The following is a 20666-nucleotide window of genomic DNA, read 5'->3' on the forward strand; positions in this document are numbered from 1 at the left end:
GGCCTATTCCCTCCCGGCATCATCCGCCGTGCCGCGATTCGCGTCGCCGATCCTGACCGGGACGAGCCCCGGCTTGCCATGCGACGTCCCGGCGTCTCTCCGGGCTGAGAAACGCTTGGCCCGGAAAAGCCAGCCCCTCCCCACCGTCAGGAGGGCCGGCAGCAGGACCAGGGTGACGACGCCGGAGATGGTCAGAATGGAGAAAAGCAGGATGCCGGTCGTCTTGTAGGGAACCAAGGCGGCGACCAGCATGGGCAGGAAACCGAGGGCGATGATGATGACGTTGCGGCTGATGGCCCGGGCCGGTTCGCCGAACACCCGGGGGGCGGCTTTCTCCCAGGAACCCGTTTCCGAAGTGATCTGCCGACTGCGCTCCAGGAAATGGATGGCGAAATCCACGGCGATGCCCAGGGAGATGGCCCCAAGGACGGCGACGGGCATGTCATAATCCAGGCCGAGGAACCCAAGCGCCCCATAGATGAACATGATGGTGAAGGTGAGGGGGATCATGCATAAAAACCCCCACAAAACGGAGCGAAAGAGCACGATCATCATGGCGAAAACGATGACGAAGCTGCCGCCCAGGGAACCGAGCATCCCCCAGAACATTTTCCCTTGAAAAATGTAGTTGATGTAATGCAGACCTGCGAATTCATACGACAACGCGACAGGTGGCTTGTTGTTTTCCACATACGACCGAATGGCGTTTACAGCCGCCTCGGTGCGTGTGCTGTCGCCGCTTTGAAACTGCATGAAGATATTGACCGAGTCGAATTCCGGGGTCACGAAATGCCAGATGTCGTGCGGTTTGTGGCTTTGCTGGTACTGCATGACGCACTCGGCGACGGCCCCTTCCCCCGGCGGAATCCGATAGTTCTCGGGCCTGCCGTCAACGAGTTCCTGGTGCACCTTGCGTACGATGTCGGCCAGGGATGTGCTTTTGCCGACATATCCGTTCCCTTCCAACCAGGCCTGCATGGCCGCCATGTAGTTGAGAACGTCTGGACGCTTGAAGACCTCGCCCCCTGTTTTTGCCTCCAAAACGAGCGACGCCGTATACGTGCCGCCGAAATGCCGGTTGAGCGCCGTGTCCGCCTCGCGGATGGGATGGCCCTCGGCAAACCGCTTGGCATAGTTGTCGTTGATGGTGATGTGCGACATGCCCCAGACGGAAAGGGCGATGCAGGCCACGAACACCGCCAAAACCACCTTTGACCTCCGGCAGGCGATGTCCCCCAAACGATGCAGCCACCGCGTCAGCCAGGACTCCTCCCCTCCCCGGTGCGCCGCCATGCCGAAGTTGCGCAATATCCGCTCCGGCAGAAGCATGATGTAGGCGGGCACGAAAAGGATGGTGATGATCCAGGCGAACATGACGCCCACCCCGACAAACGCGCCGAAGACCCTGGCAGGGGGAATGTCTGTGGTGACGAAGGAAAAAAAGCCGGCGGCGGTGGTGAGCGACGTATAGAGCATGGGCATGAAAAGCGTGTTCATGACCTCTTTGATGCTTTCCTTGCGTCCTTTCTCCGCCGTGTAGACATCAAAGAACTCCGAGAGGACATGGATGGAATCGCAGATGGAGATGGACATGAGGAAGATGGGCAGCATGGAACTGAGGATATGCACCGGGAAGCCCAGTGCGATCATGGCTCCCAGGGTGGCGACCACGGTCACCGTGGCGATGAGCATGGGCAGGATGACCAGGCTCCATTTGCGGAACATCGCGTAGAGCATGCCGAAGATCAGGAGCATGGTCAGGGGTGATGCAATGACCATCTCGCTGAACATCTCGACGCCGATGGCCCCCTCGGCCACGGGCAGTCCGGCGATGTGCCAGCCCTCGGCGCCGCCGAACTCCCGTATTTTTTCCTGGAGCGCCGTATAGACGTCGTAGCTGAGGAGTTTGTCCGTCAGGGGCAGGTACAGGCACAGGGCCTTGCCGTCGGCCGAGACCATCTGCCCGACGAGCAGCGGGTTCGACAGGGCCTTGTCGCGCACGGCCAGGGCCTCGGCCTCGGTGGTCGGCGGCCGTGGCATGAGCCATTCGAAGGCGATGGTCCCCGGCCCGGCCTGGTGCATGTGGTCCACCACCGAGGGGGCAACCATGTCCACTTCGATGACGCCCGTCGTTTTCCCCGGTTGCTTTGGGTCTTCGTAGCGAAGGGTTTTGGCGAACCGGGTCAGTTCGAAGACCTGGGTCAGGGTCTGCGGAGTAAACACGCCGTTGGGGTCGTTCTCCTTGATGACGCCGACGACGATGGTGTCGCTCAAGTCGAACTGTTTTTTGGCGGCGTTGTGGAAGATCCGCACGGGTTCCGAGGGCTCCAGCATGTTTTCCGGATCCGTATCCATGGTCATGTTCGGAAAAAACGTCGCGAAAAAGACCATGGCCGCCAAAAGCCCGGCCGCGACCCACTTGGAGTGGTTGACCGCAAAGGCGATGAGCGAGGTCTTGAGTGTTTTCATGGTATTCTCCATCGCTATTTGATTAAGTAGCTTAACCATAAGATTAAAAAAAACCTCTCTAACGTGAGAGACGATTGTCCATCACTTCCCCGATGGCTTCAAGCATTACGGAAATCGTGGCGATCTGGGACAGGGAAAACCCCCGCAGACGCTCTATCAGAGCAGCCCTATCCTGGCCATGAAAACGCTCATGGGCCTCAAACGCCTTTTGCCCAAGCGGCGTCAGCGTCAACTGGAATTCCTTGTTGCTGTGCGGAGACTGCTTTTTATCGAGAAATCCCTTGTCGCACAGCCTGGACACCATCTGGGACGCCGCGCTTTTGGTGATGCCGAAAGCATTGGCCACATCGGTGACGCTCACCTGTTTCCGGTTGCCCACGGCCTCAATGGTATGGGCCTCCCGGGTCGTGACCTCGACACCGTCCTCGACAGAAATCGGCAGTTCCTCGGTTCGGGCGTATTTGGCGGCCACCCCCCGGAGTTGCCGTACTGTGGCTATGATGAGATCGTCCTTCGTTTCCATATTCCTTCGCGCTCCGCCCAGGTATCATGCCTTTTCCCGAGGCTCTTCTTCGTTGGGCGCAATAGTAAACTCACTAAACCATATTGTCAAGCCTCCTTCCGGCCGCCCCCTTCAAAGGCCGCCTGGTTGGGGGGCGGCAGTTCGCTTCGCCGAGACGAAAACTGTTGTCTCCTGCTCCCAAGGTAATAGGGGAAGGAATCGACCTTGGTCCGATCATTTTCATTCCGTGTGTCGTCAAAGGTCAACGGCAACACCGGGATGGCGGTCTCATTTTGCTTTTCCCTGGTCATGGTTGCCCCGCGACCGCTCCAGCCCGCACCAGTCCTACATCCGGCCCGAATTCGTCCTGCCCGGTTCAGGCCCCAGGCCATTTCTCACTTTGCCTGCCTCCCCACACCCACAATGCCACGGGATGATTTCCCCCGCAGGTTATCCCTCTCCTGCGACCTGAAATGCACTGAAAGGCCTCACTGATGATTTTTTCGATCCATTTCCGCAGGATAATCCATCTCACCCGTTGGAGCACTCCCCTTTCCTCTGTCGCGGATCATACGAGCACATTTTGCAGATTCGCAAAATCCGAAAAGCGCGATGGCGCCTCTCCAGCTCATGCCGGTTCCTCGGCGGCCATGTCCCCCATGATGTCCTCAATATCCGTGAGCATCTGCCGCGACTCCGACTCCGGCAGTTCCGTGACGCTGCGCAGCTTGCGCTCAATCGCCCGGGACCGGGTGGACACCGTGTCCAGTTGGTTGGTCGCCGAGGTCAGGGATTTCTTGACCTTGTCCAGCACGTCCCCGTACTTGCGAAATTCCAGCTTCACCGCGCCAAGCGTCTTCCAGACCTCTTCGGAGCGTTTGGAGATGGCCGCCACGGCAAGCCCCATCTGCACCGAGGACAGGATGGCGGTCAGCGTGGTCGGCCCGGCGATCACGACCCGGAAATCCCGCTGCAGGGCCTCCACCAGCCCAGGCCTTCGCAGCACCTCGGCGTACAGCCCCTCCACCGGGAGGAACAGCACGGCGAAAATCGTGGTGGTCGGCGGGCAGATGTATTTCTCCCGAATGTCCTTGGCGCAGGACTTGATACGAAGTGCAATCTGTTTGGACGCCGCGTCGGCGGCCTCGAGGTTGCCCGCCTCCACCGCCGCCAGGAGCCGTTCGTAATCCTCGACGGGATATTTGGCGTCGATGGGCAGCATGCATTCCATTTCCCCCTCCCGGCCAGCCATACGGACGGCGAATTCCACGGACTCACGACCGTTCGGGCTGAAATTCTTCACGAATTGGCCAGGGGCGAACATCTGTTCCAAAAGTCGCTCCAACTGCACCTCGCCCCAGGTTCCCCGGGTTTTGACGTTGGTCAGCACCTTTTTCAAATCGCCCACCCCGGCGGCCAGGGTCTGCATCTCCCCCAGCCCCTTGTGGACAAGCTCCAGTCGCTCGCTGACAAGCTGAAAGCTTTGGCCCAGACGCTTCTCCAGGGTTCCCTGGAGCTTCTCGTCCACGGTTGTGCGCATTTCTTCGAGCTTGGTCGCGTTGTCCGTCTGGATCTGCGACAGCTTCGTCTCCACGGAGGTGCGCAGCTCCCCCAGTTTGCGCTCATTGGACTGGGTCAGGTTCGCCAGCCGGTTTTCCAGGGACTCGCCGAACCGTGCAAGGACCATGGCCGTCTCCTCACGCGACACCCTGGACGCCTCCACCTCCGCCTGCAAAATCTCCTGAAGCCGTTTCTCCATGGCGTCGCGGATGCGCGACAGATTCTCTTCCGTAGACTGCGAGAACTTCTCGATGGTCCGGCCGAATCCCTCCAGATTGTCCTTTTGCTGCGCGGCCATGATGCTCACCCGGCCCGAGACCGTGTCCCCCAGGGCGTGGACCATGGACAGTAGTTCCCCGCGCAGCGCCTGGGCGGCCTGGGCATGTTCCGCCCGACCCCGCGCCGACTCCTCGTGCATCACGCCCTCAAGGCGCTCCTGCTCATGGATGAGTCCCTCCAGGGCGATCACGATGGCGGTCGGATTGAAGGGCTTGTAGCGCAGGTGCAAGGCGACAAGCAGGATCAGGCCCAGGGCCGCCAGGATGGCGGAAATCAGAGGCACGGGTTCGTTGAGGATGCCGGACATGTCCATGGCGTTAGGCTCCCTATATCTCACGGGTTTTTTAAAATCAGGTTTTCCCAATCCACCCTGGAGGGCGGACCGCCGCATGAGCTCGACCTCTTGCGCTACGCGCCCTCCGTGTCGGGAACACCCTGTCCCCTCCGGGCGCCAGCGAATCTCCCCGGTCATATTTCCCCATCCGTCATATATGACCGCGCACGGCGCCCGTCGAAGATGCTCTCGGCCGCAACATTTTCAGTATTCCCTGTCATTCATGGTGCCTGGAAAATGACAGGCGGGACATGGCAGGCGGCTCGTTTCTTGTAGCTCTGCCCGACGCGCTCCCGATTCCGCCGAAACAGAGCGGAAGAACGTATTTTCATTTGAAGCACCCTTGCCGCCGCCCGAAGAACTCTCCCGACAGGAAAGATGGCAGCCATCCTGGCCATGAGAATGCCCATATCCGACACGCCCCCGCGCCGCAGGCCTCGGCGCTCATGTCTCGCAATCAGACAGGGGGAGGACGGGACAGACGCTTCGCCCTCGCCGCAAGAAAACCCAACCCCGGGGAGCTCGACCATGATCGCCGCCCACAGTCCCAAAGACCATGTCCTTGCCGTGACGTCCTGCCACCCTCGTGGACGACCGCTGAGATCACCACGTCCAGGCGGACCTGGGCTGATGCCCCCGGGCATGGCCGAAGCGCCTTGTCAGGGCGGCAGGAAATCGGCATATTCTTTGCGCGCCCCTGGCCCACACCATTACCTGCGTGAGGTCCGCCAACCATGAACGCCCTGCTGGTCTATCCCGCCTATCCGGACACGTTTTGGAGTTTCAAGCACGTCCTGCCTTTTATCTCCAAAAAAGCGGCCTTCCCGCCCCTGGGACTGCTCACGGTGGCCGCCATGCTCCCATCGTCCTGGGAAAAACGGCTCGTGGACGTCAATGTCGCCCCCCTTGGCGAGGCCGATCTGGCCTGGGCCGACGTGGTCCTGGTCAGCGCCATGCTCGTCCAGGCCCCCAGCGCCCGGGACATCATCGCCCGGGCCAAGGCCGCGGGCAAACGGGTGATCGCGGGGGGGCCGGCCTTCTCCACCCAGCCCGGGAATTTCCCCGGGGTGGACCATTTCATCCTGGGCGAGGCCGAGGACATCCTGCCGACGTTTTTGGAAGATTTGCAGGGCGGCCGCGCCAGGCAGGTCTACGAGGCCGCCGGGCGGCCCGATCTCGGGTCCACGCCGCTGCCCTTGTGGGAACTGGTGAACTTCAAGGATTATGTGTCCATGTCCGTGCAGTATTCGCGCGGCTGCCCCTTTGACTGCGAATTCTGCGGCATTGTGGCCATGAACGGGCGGCGGCCCCGGGTCAAAAGTCCCGACCAGATGCTTGGCGAACTGCAAAGCCTTTACGACGCGGGCTGGCGGGACACGGTCTTTATCGTGGACGACAACTTCATCGGCAATCTGGTCCACGTCAAAGAGTTCCTGCCGCTCCTTTCGGCCTGGCAGAAAAAACGCGGCTATCCCTACAAGTTCATGACCGAGGCCAGCGTCAACCTGGCGCAGGACGCAACGCTCATGCGCATGATGAGCGCGGCCAATTTCCACAAGGTCTTCATCGGCATCGAGACCCCGTCCGTGGAAAGCCTCAAGGAATGCGGGAAAAATCAGAACGTGGCCACGGATTTCGCCAGCGCCGTGTGCACCATCCATCAGCACGGCATGCAGGTCATGGGCGGATTCATCGTGGGATTTGACCACGATACGCCGTCGATTTTTGAGCAGCAGATCCGGTTCATCCAGGACATCGGGGTGGTCACGGCCATGGTCGGCGTGCTCAACGCCCTGCCGCAAACCCGGTTGTGGCGGCGGCTTCAGGCCGAGGACCGCCTGGTCGGCGAGATGAGCGGGGAAAACACGGACGCCAGCCTGAATTTCATTCCCCGCATGGGCCGCGAGACGCTGCTTGAAGGCTATAAACAACTTCTTGGCGTGATCTATTCCCCGAAAAAATACTACCAGCGCATCAACACCTTCCTGGCCGCCTACACCCCCACGGCGCGGGGGAAAATCCTCTCCACCGAGGTTTTGGCCTTCGCGCGCAGCCTGTGGTCCGTCGGCGTGGTCTCAAGCGCCCGCTTCGCGTATTGGAAGCTCATGTTCAAAACGCTTGCGACCAAGCGCAAGGCCTTTCCCGTGGCCGTGGAACTGGCGATCCTCGGCCTGCACTTCGAGCGCGTGGCCCGCCGGGTGCTTCGCGTCGACACCGCGCCCGAGGCCTAGGCCCGCGCCGGTCATGAAGAAAACGTGGCGCGGGCATTGCCTGCCCCCCTGCGGGCCGTGAACACGGCTTTGGAGGCCGCTATTTGGCGGATTTATCCAATTCCTTGACCACGGCCTCCGTGATGTCCGCCTCAGGGGCCACATAGCCGACCACGGCCGGATTGGTGATGACCAGATCGAGTTTCTTGTCCTTGGCGATCTTGCCGAGCGCCGGTCCGGCCTTTTTGAGCAGGGCGTCGGTCAACTCCTTGTCGCGCATCTTCAAATCGAGGTCAGCGTCCTCGGCCTGGCGTTTGAGTTCCTTCTCCTTTTCGGCATAGTCCTTGACCAAGGCGGTGATGTCCTTTTTCTCGGCGCTGGCCTTGGCGATGGCCTCCTTGAGCGCATCCAGCTCGGCCTTTTTCGCCAGAACCTCTTTTTCCTTTTTCTGCCGTTCTTCCTGAATGAGCTGGGTGGCTTTTTTCCCTTCCTTGGACTCCAGAATCAGCTTCTGGACATTGACAAAACCCGTTTGGGCCCAGGCCGACGCCGAAACGCCGAGCAGCACGGCCAGCACCATGGCGGCAAAAACTTTCATGCAAAACTCCCTTTGAGCGGTTTTCGAAAACGTCGTAGCCAGACCAAGGCCGACATACGGGCCAAAAACTCGTCCCGCATCCCGATGGCCCGGCCTGGGTCTTTGTACCCTTGTCCCATAAAGCCCCCGCAATGGCGCACGGAGAGCTTCGTGAAATCCGATACCCCAAGCGTCGCCCCGGCGTCCACCAAAAGGCTGTCCCGGGCCGAACCGCCGGTCCTTGCCATGAGGCCGTGGCAGGCGTCGGCTTTCGTAGCGCATACGAAAAGAGGGCGGCCCGGATGGACCGCCCTGCGGCTGCTGACAACGTCAGCAGCCTCGAAAATCACGAACAGGTCGCGGCGCAGCCGGGCCGTAAGCGAGTGATTTTCGTGCCTTTCCGCTCGGCGGCTGTGCCGCCGTTGGCGGCGCAAAGCCCCGGCTGCGAAGAGCCGGGGCTTTGTCATCAATCTGTGGGCGGCCCGGATGGACCGCCCCCGACCTCGCAAACCCTGAAGCAGGCCGCGATACCCCTTACGGCAACGCCACCTCGGCCAGTTCCGGCCCGAGATACGTCCGTTCGTTTTCACCCAGCACGCCCAGGCTCAGACACAGGATGGTCCACAAATGCGTCGTATGCCAGCCGCCATGGTAATGCTCCGACAATTCCTCGATCTGGGCGTGGCAGTTGTGGCAGGGCGTGATCACGTAATCCGCCTTGGTGGCGATGATCTGTTCGGCCTTGAGCTTGCCGTAGGCCAGCCGGGCATCCTTGTAGCCCGACTGCAGAAAACCCCCGCCGCCGCCGCAGCAGTAGTTGTTGGAGCGGTTCGGGTGCATGTCCACGAAGTTTTCCTCGCCCACGCAGGCCTTGACCACGAACCGCAGATCCTCCGCAAACGGGTTGCCCATGGACTTCCGTACGGCCATGCACGGATCCTGCACCGTGAAACGCAGCTTGAGATCCTTGTTCCAGTCCGCGTTGGGGCGCAGCTTCCCCTCGCGAATCCACCGGGCGTACCAGTTCACGACATGGTCGAACTCGACCCCGGGATTAATGCCAAACTTCTTGAATCCGGCCCAGATGGAATAGAAGGAATGGCCGCATTCGATGTTGATCCACGAGGAGCAGCCCAGTTTCTTCATCCCCGCCGCCTGCTTGCTGAGCACCTCCCGCCAGTGGTCGTCCTCGGCCGCGAACATGCAATAGTTCTCCGCGCCCCAGCCTGCCGTGCCGTACGTCCAGTCCGCCCCGGCCAGGTGCAGGATCTTCCACAACGGGACCATCTCGTCGGGCTCCTGCTGCGGCTCCCGGGAGTTCTGGTTGACGAAGAAGTAGGCGCCTTTTTTGTCCACCGGGGCCTGCATGTCCTTGAACCGGGGCTGGGTCTCGTGGACCTCCTCCAGAACGTCCTCGACCACGAACCGGAAGTCCTCGCTGGAGATGCCCACGGCGCTGGCGCCCTCGGTACGCAAGGCCTGGTTGCAGGAACCGATGATCCCCTTGGGCTTCTTCTCGCGGGGCCAACTGGCCCGCAACTGGTAGACCAGGCTTGGGATGTCCACCTGCATGGGGCACACCGCGACGCACCGGAAGCACATGGTGCACATCCACACCCAGGGAGTGGATTTAAGCTCCTCATCCATGCCCATGACCGCCATGCGCAAAAACCGCCTCGGGTCCATGCCCGCCAGGCCCGTCGCCGGGCAGCCGCTGGCGCACAGGCCGCAGGTGAGGCATAGGCTCAGATTGCCGCCCTGGGGCAAAAGCCCGGCCACGGTATCCATGAAGGTCGCTTTGCGCCCACCCTCAAAACGAATCTCTGGTTCATTCATGATCCTCTCCCCCGGCGTGGCCCTTCCCGCTTAACGGGTATCCGACCACGCCTCGCATCTCAGAGTGTATGGGAGCTCCTGCCGACCATTCCCTTCCGGGGCGCCGTCAATACTCCTTCGGAAGGTGATCCAGCTCCGCCTTGGTGAACACCGGGCCGTCCTTGCAGACCATGTACGGGCCGACGTTGCAGCGGCCGCAGATGCCAATGCCGCATTTCATGCGGTTTTCCAGGGACAAAAGGATCTGGTCCGCCTGCCAGCCCAGCTTGTCGAGCACCGGTTGGGTGTACTTGATCATGATCGGCGGGCCGCAGACCAGGGCCACGGCGTTGTCCGGGCTGGGCGCGGCCTGCTCGGTCACCGTGGGCACGAAGCCCACGATGCCGTCCCACCCCTCGGCCGGGCGATCCACGGTGATGTGGCAGCGCACGTCATCGCGGGTTTGCCACGCCGTAAGTTCATCCTTGTAGAGCAGCATGCCCGGGGCGCGCGCCCCGTAGATAAAGGTGATGTCGCCGTACTTCTCACGGTTTTCGGGGTTGAGCAGCCAGACCATGGTGGCCCGCAGCGTGGTCACGGCGAAGCCGCCGGCGATGATCACGATGTTTTTGCCCTCGGAGGCGGCCAGGGGATAGCTCTTTCCCAGGGGACCGCGCACGCCCATGACGTCGCCCGGCTGCATGTCGTGGAGTTTTGTGGTCACCACGCCGGTCTTGTTCACCGTGAAGAGCAGCGTATCGCCCTCGGTGGGGCTGGAGGCGATGCCGATGGGGATCTCGCCGAACCCCGCGATGGACAGTTCGGCGAACTGGCCGGGCTCGTAGCGAAACGCAGCGGCGTCGTCGCTGTTTTCAAACGTGAGCCAGTAGGAACGCAGATTCTTGTCTTCGGTCTCCACGCGCACATCGGCGATGCGCACGGGATACGGCAGATAGGGATTGTTCATTTGCTTTTTGCCTCCGCATCCTCGCACATGCGCCGCACCACCTCGCGCACGTCTATGTTTGTCGGACAGAAGCGGACGCATCGGCCGCACCCCACGCAGCCCAGCTCACCGTCCCGCCGCATGGGGATGTACGTGAACTTGTGCATGAAACGCTGGCGCACCCGGTCGCGCTTCTCGCCACGCGGGTTGTGCCCCGAGGCGTGCTCGGTGAAAAGCTTCTGCATGCAGGTGTCCCAGTTGCGGACCCGGCGTCCCGCCTCGCCCCTGACCTCGTCCTGGATGTCGAAACAGTGGCAGGTGGGGCACACGAAGGTGCACGTGCCGCAGTTGAGGCAGGTCTCGTACAGGTTCGACCACAGCGGCAGGTTGTAGATGTCGAGCACCGTGCGCCCAGCCAGTTTCTTCGGCTCGAAGCCGGGATAGGTGTTCACGGCGGCCTCGGAGGCGGCCATGATCTTCCCGGCCAGGTCGATGTCCCCGGGCGCGGCCTCGGGCAGATCCTTGACCATGGCCTGTCCCTTGCCGCTTATGGGCTTGACCAGAAGCCGGTCGCCCAGATCCGTCAGCAGGATGTCCAGCCCTTCCTCGTGGAAGGGGCCGCACCCCGTGGAGGTGCAAAAGCACTCCGGGCACGGATTGACGCAGCCCTGGCCGATCAGGATGGTTTTTTCCCGCTTGTCGCGCCAGTAGGGGTCGTTGGTCATGTCGTCCTGAACGAAGATGCGGTCCAGGAGCCGGAAGGCCTTGGCGTCGCAGGGCCGGATGTTCAGGAGCACCCGCTGCGTCGCCAGAGGCGCGACCGGAACCATGACCCGGCCGCCCTCCCCCCCGGCGTTTTTGAAGCGCATGAGGCATTCGCTCTGGGGGAAAAAAAACTCCTTGGGCGACATGTCCGTGTTGTCCAGGCGCCAGTCCACGTCAGCGGCGCTGCGTGCCGGCGCCCAGACGATCTTCCCGGATTTTTGGGCCGGGGCATAGACCTCCCGGCCTTCCGCCAAGCTGCGAAAGAAGCCGTCGAAGGCGTCCTTGCCGAGTATTTTGTATGCCGTGATCATGCCTCACCGCCCTGCTTGATGAAGTCGTCGGAATCGTCCGGCCGGAAGGAGGCCATGGGCGGGGTGGCCTGCACATCCATGCCCGCCGAGTAGCCATAGAGCTCCCGGATGTCCTTCTCGATCTTGGAGGTCAGCCGCCGCATCGTGATGCCCTGGGGGCAGGCCGACTCGCAGGCGCCGCAGTCGGTGCAGCGCCCGGCGCAGTGAAAGGCCCGCATCAGGTGGAAAGAGGTGATGTCCGTCATGTCCTGGGTCTTGCCCAGCCACTGCGGCCTGGCGTCGTCCACGAAGCAGGTCTTGCAGTAGCACAGGGGACAGGCGTCGCGGCAGGCGTAGCAGCGGATGCAGTCCGTAAAGGTCTTGCGGAAGCGGGCCCAACGATCCGCCGCCGGGAGTTTTTCCCAGGGTGCGGCGACCTTGTCGATGTCGCCGCCGCCGGTCTCCGCCGTGGGCTCGGCCGCCAGTTCGTCGGCCAGAACGGGGTTGCGGTGCTGGCAGGTGAAACAGTTGTCGCGCAACAGCTCCTTGCGCTTCAGCCGTTTTTCAAAGCCCCGGCCGCGCACCACCAGTTCCTCGCCGTCCTCTTCCACGGTCTCCACCCGCCGCCCTTCGGAGCGGGCGATCTGGGCCTCGACCTTGCGGAAGTCGACCATGCCCAGGCAGGGCACGCCGATGACCACGACCTTGTCCCGATCCACCTGTTTTTCCACGATGAGCCCGACCACGTTGCGGCTGGCGCACCCCTGGGCGACCACGCCCACGCGTTCTCCCGCCCGGGCGGCCTGGATCAGGGGTTTCGCCGTGTTCCCCACGCAGAAGCTCGACCAAATCAGTTGGTCGGCCTGCTCGGGGGTGCGGGCAAAAAAGGGCTGTTCACGCATGGGCGAGGTGCCCCGGGCGTAGCCGATGACCACATCCACCTTGCCCTCTTGGAGCAAGCGTTTGGCAATTTCCCGTATTTTTTCGGTTCGCGCTTTCATCAGATCACCTTCCGCAATTCCATGACCATGGTCTTGGTGGCGGCATTCGCCGCATCGACAGGCCCAAGCGCCCGCACCGTCTCGATGACGTTTTTGGCCGTGCGCTGGAATTTTTCCGCCTCGGCCGAGGATATCCAGGAAAAGTGCAGCCTCCCCGGATCCAGGCCGGCGTATTCCAGAAGCTCCCTGAGCATGGTGAAGCGACGCCGGGCATACATGTTTCCTGCGATGTAGTGGCAGTCGCCGGGATGGCAGCCCGACACCCAGACGCCGTCGGCGCCCTGCCGGAAGGCATGCAGGACGAATTCAGGGTTCATCCGGCCCGTGCAGGGCAGGCGCACCACCCGGAAATCGGCCGGATATTGGAGCCGGTTCACGCCGGCCAGATCCGCGCCGCCGTAGGTGCACCAGTTGCAGAAAAACGCTGCAATTCGCGGCCTGAAGCCAGTATTTTCATTACATTCGTTCATGTTTCCTTCTCTCCTGGGAAGGCGGAAGTCCTCTGCCTGGGCAAAAGATCCTCTCGCGCCGGGCGCTCTCTAGAAGAGCGCCGTTATTTGGGCCATGACCTCCGTCTTGGCGAAGCCGCGCAGGTTGGGCGCGCCGGAGCGGCACGACCCAACGCAGGTGCCGCAGCCCTTGCAGAGAACCTCGTTGACCTTGGCCATCCCCTTTTCGTCCGGGCTGATGGCCCCGTACGGGCAGATCTCCCAGCACAGGCCGCAGCCGGTGCAACGGGCAGTGTCGATGTAGGCCACCGTGCCCGGCGTGGTGATCTCCTTTTTGGACAGGACCGTGACCGCCCTGGCTGCGGCAGCCTGGGCCTGGGCGATGGATTCCTCCACCGGCTTGGGATAGTGGGCCATGCCGGCCATGAACACGCCGTCGGTGGCGAAGTCCACGGGCCGAAGCTTCTGATGGGCCTCGAAGAGCCAGCCGTCGGAATCCAGCGGGATCTTGAACATCTTGGCCAGGGCCTCGTTGTCGTTGGGCTCGATGGCCGCCGCCAGGCTCACCACGTCGGCGGCGAAGACGAGGTCGGTATCCAGGATGTGGTCCCTGACCGTGACCTCGACCACGGGCCCCTTGGGCTTGACCCTGGGCTTGTTGTCCAGGCTGTAGCGGACAAAGATCACGCCGAGTTTCCGGGCCTTGGTATAGAGCTCCTCCCGGTCGCCGTAGGTGCGCATGTCCCGATAGAGGATGGCCACCTGGCAATGGGGATTTTTCTCTTTGAGGGCGATGGCGGACATGACCGCGTGGGTGCAGCACACCCGGGAGCAATACGGTCTGTCCGGCTCCCGGGAGCCCACGCACTGGATAAACACCACGCAGTGCGGCTCGATGCCCGAGGCCAACGCCCGTTCCAATTCCAGATGCGTCATGACCCCGGGGTGCCTGCCGTAGGCGTACTCGGTCGGCTTGCTTTCCCGGGCCCCGGTGGCGATGACCGCCGCGCCGTGCTCGATCACCTTCTCGCCTTCTGGCGTGATCAGGGTGGTTTTGAAGTTGCCGACAAAGCCCTCGGCGACCTTGACCTCGGCCGAGGCATGCACCGTGATCCGGGGATCGGCCGCGATTTTAAACCGAAGCTCGGCCAAAAACGCGGCGATGTCGCCGCCCTTGGCCGTGTGGCCTAAGGAACGGGCATTGCCGCCCAGTTCGGCCTGCCGCTCCACGATGTGCGTGGGGAAGCCCTGGCGCGCCAGCTCCAGGGCCGCAATCATGCCCGCCACGCCGCCGCCGATGACCAGGGCCACGGGGTTGATGGACAGTTTGGGCTCGGACAGGGGATGAAGCAGCATGGCCTTGGCTACGGCCATGCGCACCAGATCCTTGGACTTTTCAGTCGCCTTGTCGGGCTCGTGGCCATGCACCCAGGAGGCCTGGTTGCGGATGTTGGCCATCTCGAACAGGTATTTGTTAAGTCCCGCCGCCTCCATGGTCTCCTGGAACAGGGGCTCATGGGTGCGCGGGGTGCAGGCCGCCACCACGATGCGGTTGAGGCCCTTTTCCCGGATGACCTCGGCCATCTTGTCCTGCACGTCCTGGGAACAGGTGAACATGTTGTTGGCCGTAAAGACCACGCCAGGCAGTGTCGCGGCGTATTCGGTCACCGCCTTCACATCCACCACCCCGGCGATGTTCGACCCGCAGGAGCAGATGAACACGCCCACCCGGGGGGGTTCGCCGGTCACGTCCACGACCGCGACAGACTCGGGCGTTCGGGCCAGGGCGCCGCGCGCCGCAGCCAGGTCTCCGCCAGCGCAACAGGCTGCCGCGCTGGCGGCCACCACCGACTGGGGAATGTCCTTGGGGCCGTCGAAGGCGCCGCAGACGTAGATACCCTTGCGGCTGGCGGACACGGGGGTGAAGTCCGAGCATGTGGCGAAGCGGTGTTTGTCCAGCTCGATGCCAGCGCCCTCGGCCAGGGCCTGGGCGTCCTTGGGGGCCGTAAGCCCCACGGACAGGATCACCATGTCGAAGAGTTCCACGATCTCCTGCCCGGATTCGTCCACATAGCGCACGCTCACGCCCTTGCCTTCGGGGCCCGGCACGAAGGAGTGGGGCCTGGCGCGCAAAAAGCGCACGCCCTTGGCCTTGGCGTCCTCGTAACCGCGCTCGAAGTTCTTGCCGTGGGTGCGCATGTCCATGAAAAAGATCGACTGTTCCAACTTGCCCGACGAGTGCTCCGCAGACATGACCGCCTGCTTGATGGCGTACATGCAGCAGACGCTGGAGCAATAGCCGTTGTCGCAGTTGTTCTGGGAACGTGAGCCCACGCACTGAAGCCAGGCGATCTTTTTGGGCTCGGCATGGTCCGACGGCCGCGCCAGGTGGCCCAGGAAGGGACCGGAGGCGGAGAGGATGCGCTCGTATTCCAGGCTGGTGACCACGTCCGGGATGGCGGTGTAGGCGAGAGACGCCAGCCCGGAGGGATCAAAGGCCGAAAACCCCGGGGCCAGGATGATCGCGCCGACTTGGACGTCGATCATCTCTTCCTTGTCGTTGAAATTGATGGCCCCGGCCGGACAGTACTTCTCGCAGGCCCGGCATTTGCCCTTCTGGATGTAGATGCAGTTGTCGCCGTCAATGGCGTATTTCAGGGGAACGGTCTGGCCGTAGATGATGTAGGCCGCCTTGCGCATGTCGAGTCCGGCGTTGAACTCGTTTTTCACCTTCTTGGGACACTTCTCCGCGCACAGGCCGCAGGCGATGCACTTCGTGACGTCCACGTAGCGCGGCTTCCTGCGCAGATGCGCGGTAAAGTTCCCCACCTCGCCCGTGACATCAACCAATTCGGTCAGCGTCATGAGCTCGATGTTCATGTGGCGCCCGCATTCGACCAGTTTCGGCGAGAGAATGCACATGGCGCAGTCGTTGGTTGGAAAGGTCTTGTCCAACTGGGCCATGGTCCCGCCGATACCCGGGCTCTTCTCCACGAGGTAGACGAGGTAGCCGGAGTTGGCGAGATCGAGGGCCGACTGGATGCCGGCGATGCCTCCTCCGACGACCATCACCGCGCCAACGATGTCCGTGGCTCGATTTAACAGATTGTTTTCGCTGATCATCAGTCTCAATTCCTCCCCGCGGATTGGTCCGTGTCCGAAGAAAAAACATCCGCATCCGCACAGGCCGCCAAAGGGTGTCCCTTTTTGTGGGCGGCATGTATCGCAAGTTATCCGTCATGCTTGGCCGATCCCTGCGCCAAGGCGCAGGGATCGGCCGTATCCGGCGTGTGTTAGGAGAAAATGATCATCGGCTTGATCACGTTGTCTTCCTTGTTGGCCATGATGTGGAAGCCCTTTTCGATGTCGGCGAAGGGCATGCGATGCGTGGTCAACTTCGTGGGATCGATGCGTCCGTTCTGGATGAGCCGCAGCAGACGGCCCATGCGCTCGCTGCCGCCGGGGCAAAGCCCGGTGCGGATGGTCTTGTCGGCCATGCCGTAGCCCCATTCGACGCGGGGAATCTTCACGTATTCGCCCTTGCCGTGGTAGCCGCAGTTCGAGATGACGCCGCCGGGACGGGTGGCCTTGACGCAGTTCTCGAAGGTGGCCTGCATGCCCAGGGCCTCAATGGCGGTATCCACGCCCTTGCCGCCGGTCAGGCGCATGATCTCGGCCACGGCGTCAACCTTGCTGAAGTCCACGATCACGTCCGCGCCGTAGTACTTGGCCAACTCCTGCCGCTGGGGAACGCTCTCCACGGCGATGATGAGTCCCGCGCCAAGCAGCCGCGCCCCGGCGGTGGCCATGAGGCCCACCGGGCCCTGGCCGAAAACGGCCACGCTGCCGCCCAGGGGGGTGTTGCCGTGTTCCGCGCCCATGAATCCCGTGGCCATCATGTCCGTGGTGTACAGGGCCGCTTCGTCGGAGACGTCGTCGGGCACCTTGACCAGGTTGGCGATGGCGTCATTGACATGAAAGTACTCCGCAAAACTGCCGTCCTTGATGTTGGCGTATTTCCAGCCGCCGCAGGCCTCGCCGCACTGAGACGTAAAGCCGCGCAGGCAGTTCTCACATTTAAAGCACGGGGTGATGGCGTTGACCACACAACGGTCGCCTTCCTTGAACCCAGTCACCGCACTACCGATCTTGTACACGACGCCACCGGCTTCATGTCCCAAGGTGAGATTTTTCCTGTCGCCAATTGCTCCCCCGACAGTGTGTACATCGGAGGTGCAAATGAGTGCGCTTGTGGTCTTGAGGATGACATCATTTGGACCTGGCTCAGGAATGGGCTTGTCGATGATGCCAACCTTACCGATGCTGTGCATAACGAATGCTTTCATGGATTCCTCCAATGTATTAAAACAGTTAATTAACACCAACGTGAAATAACGGATAAATATTATATAATTATGATTATAAACCTTCACTCAATGAAAAAGGGTACCTCTGGTTGGTCGTTTCAGACACACTTCATCTCCCGCATCCCATTGCGCGGGCATAGTGCAAGTTAAAGGCCACCGGGCGCCGAGCACCCTGCCGCCCGGTGGCCGCGCCAGCCATTGACAAAAATTCTCCTTAAAAATCGGATTGATGGTCGAATTCCATTTTCCCTCATTCTCCCCGGGGCGGGACCGCTCCCCCCGCGATACGGCGCGACGCCGTGTCATAATGACTCCTTTGCGCGTCTCGCCTGGGTCATAATGATATGCTCCGCCGGAAACGGGCCTGGATCGGCCCTGAGGCCGATTCGGGGCGGCCGCGCCAAAAGGCGCGGTATCCCTGGAACGGCCCTGGCCCGCAGCCGCCAAGCCGGGCGCGGCGAGCCCGGGAAGGCCGGATGGCATCCAACGTGCAAAGATAGAGCTGCTCATGAGACGGGGAACGTGGCCGGAGAAGGCGGAAAGGGCGCGGACACGGCGGACGCGGGGCGGCCCGCAAGGCAGGCCAAGGCACATGGCGACGGGCCGTCTTGACTCACTCCACACCCGGGGGGTATCTCGAAATCCTGGAGTTCCCTCCTTCCGTCTGGCGGTGCGCCCGACACCTTCGCCTTTCCCCTTGGGACAACACGCGTTTCGCAGCAGCGAACCAAAGAAAAAGAGGCGTATGGACATTTTCAAATTTGCCGTTCCGGAACTCATTTTCGGCCGAGGCAGCCTGAAGTACGCGGGGATATTCGCCAAACGTCTCGGGGCCTCCAAAATCTTCGTCGTCTCCGATCCCGGGGTCGAGGCGGCCGGATGGACGCAACAACTCTTCGATCTGCTGGGTGAGGAGCACCTGGACTACGTTTATTTCAACGACGTGGTGGCCAACCCCCGCGACTATCAAGTGCAACGGGGGGCCGAGCTGTATAAAAGGGAGGATGCGGACGTGGTCCTGGCCCTGGGCGGAGGCAGCCCCATGGATGCGGCCAAGGGCATCGCCCTGGTGGTCTCAAATGGCGGGAAAATCCGGGACTACGAAGGGGCCAACCAGGTCAAACGCCCCCTGCCGCCCATGGTCTTCATCCCCACGACCATGGGCAGCGAGTCCAACATCTCGCAGTTCACGGTCATCTCCGACGTGGAGCGCCGCCTCAAGATGACCCTGATCAGCCGGACCCTGGTTCCGAACATCTCCATCACCGATCCGCTGCTCTTAACGACCATGACCCGCGACCTGGTCATCCCGCCCCTGTTCGATTCCCTGGCCCACGCCGTGGAATCCTACGTGTCGCCCATCGCCAGCCCGTTCACCGAGGTCATGAGCCTGCGCGGCCTGGACCTGCTCATCCGCCATATCCGCAACGCCATCGACACCCTGCACATCGACGACCTGGAGCAGTTGGCCGTGGCCGGTTCCTGGTCGGGCATGGCCTTCACCAACGCCAGCGTGGGCCTGGGGCACGCCCTGGCCCATGCCCTGGGCGGCATGTACGACATCGTGCACGGCATGGCCCACGCCCTGCTTCTGCCCCACGTCATGCGCTACAACCTCGGGGTGTGCCTGAAGAAGATGGCCAAGATCGGGACCATCATCACCGGTCGGACCCTGGCCGACGACGAAGAGACGGCGCTTTTCGGCATTGAGATGGTGGAGCAGCTGCGCGAGGAGTTCGGCCTGCCGTCACGACTGCGCGACATCCTCCCGGACAAGACCAAGCTGCCCCAGGTCAGCCGCAACGCCGTCAACGACATCTGTCTCCTGACGAATCCGCGTCCGGCCACATGGAAGGATATTCTCAACATCTACTACGAGGCATGGTGATGCCGCATCCCACGAGCCTTGACGAAATCATCGGCATCGAATCGATCAAGCTCGGTTTTTTCAAGGAAGTTCAGCAGACCATCAGCGAACTCCGGGCTTCCAACATCGAACTCGAGCAGAAACGCCAGGACATCCAGGCCATTTTAAACGGCATCCCCGACGTGATGGCCGTGCTCACCCTGGATTACGAAATCCTCTCGGTCAACAACGCCTTCCACGAACGCTACCCCGACGTGGCGCCCCGCGGCCGGACCTGTCATCAAATCTTCAAAGGCCAGGGCACGCCCTGCCCGCACTGCTCCCTGACCCAGGCCATGGAGGGCGCGGGCCGGGTCTGCCGCCACCTGGAGATCATGGTCTTTCATGGCGAAAAACGGCAGATCGAGTGTACGGCCTCGCTCATGCGCGACGCCCACGGCGCGCCCAACCGGGTCATCCTCCTGCAACGCGACGTGACCCTGGAAAAACAGTACCAGGCGCAATATCTCCAGGCCGAGCGCATGGCCACCATCGGCGTTCTGGCCGAGGGCGTGGCCCACGAGATCAACAACCCCTTAACCAGCATCAGCGGTTTCGCCGAGGCCATGGCCCACCGCATGGAAAGGCTGGCCATGTGTCCGGATCAGGACAGCATTGCGCCGGAATTCATGGAGCTCTTCGGGGAATATCTGGAGATCATCCTCAAAGAATGTAACCGGTGCTCGGAGATCGTGCGCAACCTGTTGACCTTCGGGCATCGCGACGTCCGCGCCTATTCCATCGTGGACCTCAACGACGTGGTCCACAACTGCCTGCAACTGCTGCATCCGCGCCTGTCCCGCCTGCCCCGGGGAGTGATCAAGCTGCACCTGTCGGAAAAACAGCCCTACGTCCTGGGCCACCCGGGCGAACTCATGCAGGTCATCCTCAACCTCGTGCTCAACGCCCTGTACGCCGTCATGGACTCCGGGGAGATCGCCATCCACACCGCCGTGGAGGGCCGCCTGGTCCTGCTCAAGGTCATCGACACCGGACACGGCATCCCAAAGGAGATCTTGGACAAACTCTTCGATCCATTTTTCACGACCAAACCGGCGGGTCAGGGCATAGGCATCGGGCTGTCCACATGCTACAACATCATAAAAAACCATGGCGGCGAGATTTCCGTCGACAGCACCTATACCGAAGGCGCCTGTTTTGAAACCGTCTTGCCGTATTGCGTGGAATGAGGTCGG

Annotated in this window: 14 protein-coding genes; 3 read left to right on the top strand and 11 right to left on the bottom strand. The window is 62.0% G+C overall.

From position 1 onward, the window contains the following. Positions 1 to 3: 3 nt before the first annotated feature. The 3 genes from V3572_RS13040 to rmuC form a co-directional block, all read right to left on the bottom strand. A complete protein-coding gene (locus V3572_RS13040; RefSeq protein WP_332111448.1) occupies positions 4 to 2469 on the bottom strand; it encodes an efflux RND transporter permease subunit in 2466 nt (821 codons plus the stop codon). 58 nt (positions 2470 to 2527) lie between these two features. After that, positions 2528 to 2992, bottom strand: coding sequence for a MarR family winged helix-turn-helix transcriptional regulator (locus tag V3572_RS13045; RefSeq protein ID WP_332111449.1), 465 nt, complete (start codon positions 2990 to 2992; stop codon positions 2528 to 2530). Positions 2993 to 3599: 607 nt separating this feature from the next. Beyond that, positions 3600 to 5123 carry a DNA recombination protein RmuC gene (rmuC, locus tag V3572_RS13050; RefSeq protein WP_332111450.1) on the bottom strand — a complete coding sequence of 508 codons (1524 nt, stop codon included), beginning with the start codon at positions 5121 to 5123 and terminating at the stop codon, positions 3600 to 3602. Positions 5124 to 5878: 755 nt separating this feature from the next. Between rmuC and V3572_RS13055 the strand changes: the two genes are divergently transcribed. Beyond that, positions 5879 to 7375: a B12-binding domain-containing radical SAM protein gene (locus tag V3572_RS13055; RefSeq protein ID WP_332111451.1), complete on the top strand. Its 1497-nt coding sequence runs from the start codon at positions 5879 to 5881 to the stop codon at positions 7373 to 7375. Between the two features lie 79 nt (positions 7376 to 7454). Here the strand turns inward: V3572_RS13055 and V3572_RS13060 are convergent, their stop codons facing one another. The 8 genes from V3572_RS13060 to V3572_RS13095 all read right to left on the bottom strand — a co-directional run bounded on the left by V3572_RS13060 (position 7455) and on the right by V3572_RS13095 (position 17543). Beyond that, positions 7455 to 7952: an OmpH family outer membrane protein gene (locus V3572_RS13060; protein WP_332111452.1), complete on the bottom strand. Its 498-nt coding sequence runs from the start codon at positions 7950 to 7952 to the stop codon at positions 7455 to 7457. Positions 7953 to 8465: 513 nt separating this feature from the next. Then, positions 8466 to 9767: a (Fe-S)-binding protein gene (locus V3572_RS13065; RefSeq protein WP_332111453.1), complete on the bottom strand. Its 1302-nt coding sequence runs from the start codon at positions 9765 to 9767 to the stop codon at positions 8466 to 8468. 106 nt (positions 9768 to 9873) lie between these two features. Beyond that, the gene (locus V3572_RS13070; protein ID WP_332111454.1) at positions 9874 to 10713 is read right to left on the bottom strand and encodes an FAD/NAD(P)-binding protein; all 840 of its coding nucleotides are present in this window, start codon (positions 10711 to 10713) and stop codon (positions 9874 to 9876) included. Continuing rightward, entirely contained in the window at positions 10710 to 11768 is a 1059-nt protein-coding gene (locus tag V3572_RS13075; RefSeq protein WP_332111455.1) for a 4Fe-4S dicluster domain-containing protein, read from the bottom strand. Before V3572_RS13075 ends, V3572_RS13070 begins: the two co-directional genes overlap by 4 nt. Further along, positions 11765 to 12748, bottom strand: coding sequence for a 4Fe-4S dicluster domain-containing protein (locus V3572_RS13080; protein WP_332111456.1), 984 nt, complete (start codon positions 12746 to 12748; stop codon positions 11765 to 11767). Before V3572_RS13080 ends, V3572_RS13075 begins: the two co-directional genes overlap by 4 nt. Further along, complete coding sequence (locus tag V3572_RS13085) at positions 12748 to 13218, bottom strand: hydrogenase iron-sulfur subunit (RefSeq protein WP_332111457.1); 471 nt, start codon at positions 13216 to 13218, stop codon at positions 12748 to 12750. Before V3572_RS13085 ends, V3572_RS13080 begins: the two co-directional genes overlap by 1 nt. A 69-nt stretch (positions 13219 to 13287) precedes the next feature. Continuing rightward, a complete protein-coding gene (locus V3572_RS13090; RefSeq protein ID WP_332111458.1) occupies positions 13288 to 16320 on the bottom strand; it encodes an FAD-dependent oxidoreductase in 3033 nt (1010 codons plus the stop codon). A 170-nt stretch (positions 16321 to 16490) separates the two neighbouring features. After that, positions 16491 to 17543, bottom strand: a complete 1053-nt coding sequence (locus tag V3572_RS13095; RefSeq protein WP_332111459.1) for an NAD(P)-dependent alcohol dehydrogenase — start codon at positions 17541 to 17543, stop codon at positions 16491 to 16493. A 766-nt stretch (positions 17544 to 18309) separates the two neighbouring features. Between V3572_RS13095 and V3572_RS13100 the strand changes: the two genes are divergently transcribed. Further along, complete coding sequence (locus V3572_RS13100; protein WP_332111460.1) at positions 18310 to 19452, top strand: iron-containing alcohol dehydrogenase; 1143 nt, start codon at positions 18310 to 18312, stop codon at positions 19450 to 19452. Then, positions 19452 to 20660, top strand: coding sequence for a two-component system sensor histidine kinase NtrB (locus tag V3572_RS13105; protein ID WP_332111461.1), 1209 nt, complete (start codon positions 19452 to 19454; stop codon positions 20658 to 20660). The genes V3572_RS13100 and V3572_RS13105 overlap by 1 nt, the downstream gene beginning before the upstream one ends. The last annotated feature ends 6 nt before the right edge of the window (positions 20661 to 20666 follow it).

The sequence above is a fragment of the Desulfolutivibrio sp. genome, from assembly GCF_036584575.1.
In the GTDB taxonomy this organism is placed as follows: Bacteria; Desulfobacterota; Desulfovibrionia; order Desulfovibrionales; family Desulfovibrionaceae; genus Desulfolutivibrio.

Excerpts from the sequence above, each read along its gene's own strand:
- V3572_RS13060 (WP_332111452.1), bottom strand. The coding sequence starts at position 7,952 with ATGAAAGTTTTTGCCGCCATGGTGCTGGCCGTGCTGCTCGGCGTTTCG.
- V3572_RS13055 (WP_332111451.1), top strand. The coding sequence starts at position 5,879 with ATGAACGCCCTGCTGGTCTATCCCGCCTATCCGGACACGTTTTGGAGT.
- V3572_RS13040 (WP_332111448.1), bottom strand. The coding sequence starts at position 2,469 with ATGAAAACACTCAAGACCTCGCTCATCGCCTTTGCGGTCAACCACTCC.
- rmuC (WP_332111450.1), bottom strand. The coding sequence starts at position 5,123 with ATGGACATGTCCGGCATCCTCAACGAACCCGTGCCTCTGATTTCCGCC.
- V3572_RS13065 (WP_332111453.1), bottom strand. The coding sequence starts at position 9,767 with ATGAATGAACCAGAGATTCGTTTTGAGGGTGGGCGCAAAGCGACCTTC.
- V3572_RS13105 (WP_332111461.1), top strand. The coding sequence starts at position 19,452 with ATGCCGCATCCCACGAGCCTTGACGAAATCATCGGCATCGAATCGATC.
- V3572_RS13045 (WP_332111449.1), bottom strand. The coding sequence starts at position 2,992 with ATGGAAACGAAGGACGATCTCATCATAGCCACAGTACGGCAACTCCGG.
- V3572_RS13090 (WP_332111458.1), bottom strand. The coding sequence starts at position 16,320 with ATGATCAGCGAAAACAATCTGTTAAATCGAGCCACGGACATCGTTGGC.
- V3572_RS13095 (WP_332111459.1), bottom strand. The coding sequence starts at position 17,543 with ATGAAAGCATTCGTTATGCACAGCATCGGTAAGGTTGGCATCATCGAC.
- V3572_RS13070 (WP_332111454.1), bottom strand. The coding sequence starts at position 10,713 with ATGAACAATCCCTATCTGCCGTATCCCGTGCGCATCGCCGATGTGCGC.
- V3572_RS13085 (WP_332111457.1), bottom strand. The coding sequence starts at position 13,218 with ATGAACGAATGTAATGAAAATACTGGCTTCAGGCCGCGAATTGCAGCG.
- V3572_RS13075 (WP_332111455.1), bottom strand. The coding sequence starts at position 11,768 with ATGATCACGGCATACAAAATACTCGGCAAGGACGCCTTCGACGGCTTC.
- V3572_RS13100 (WP_332111460.1), top strand. The coding sequence starts at position 18,310 with ATGGACATTTTCAAATTTGCCGTTCCGGAACTCATTTTCGGCCGAGGC.
- V3572_RS13080 (WP_332111456.1), bottom strand. The coding sequence starts at position 12,748 with ATGAAAGCGCGAACCGAAAAAATACGGGAAATTGCCAAACGCTTGCTC.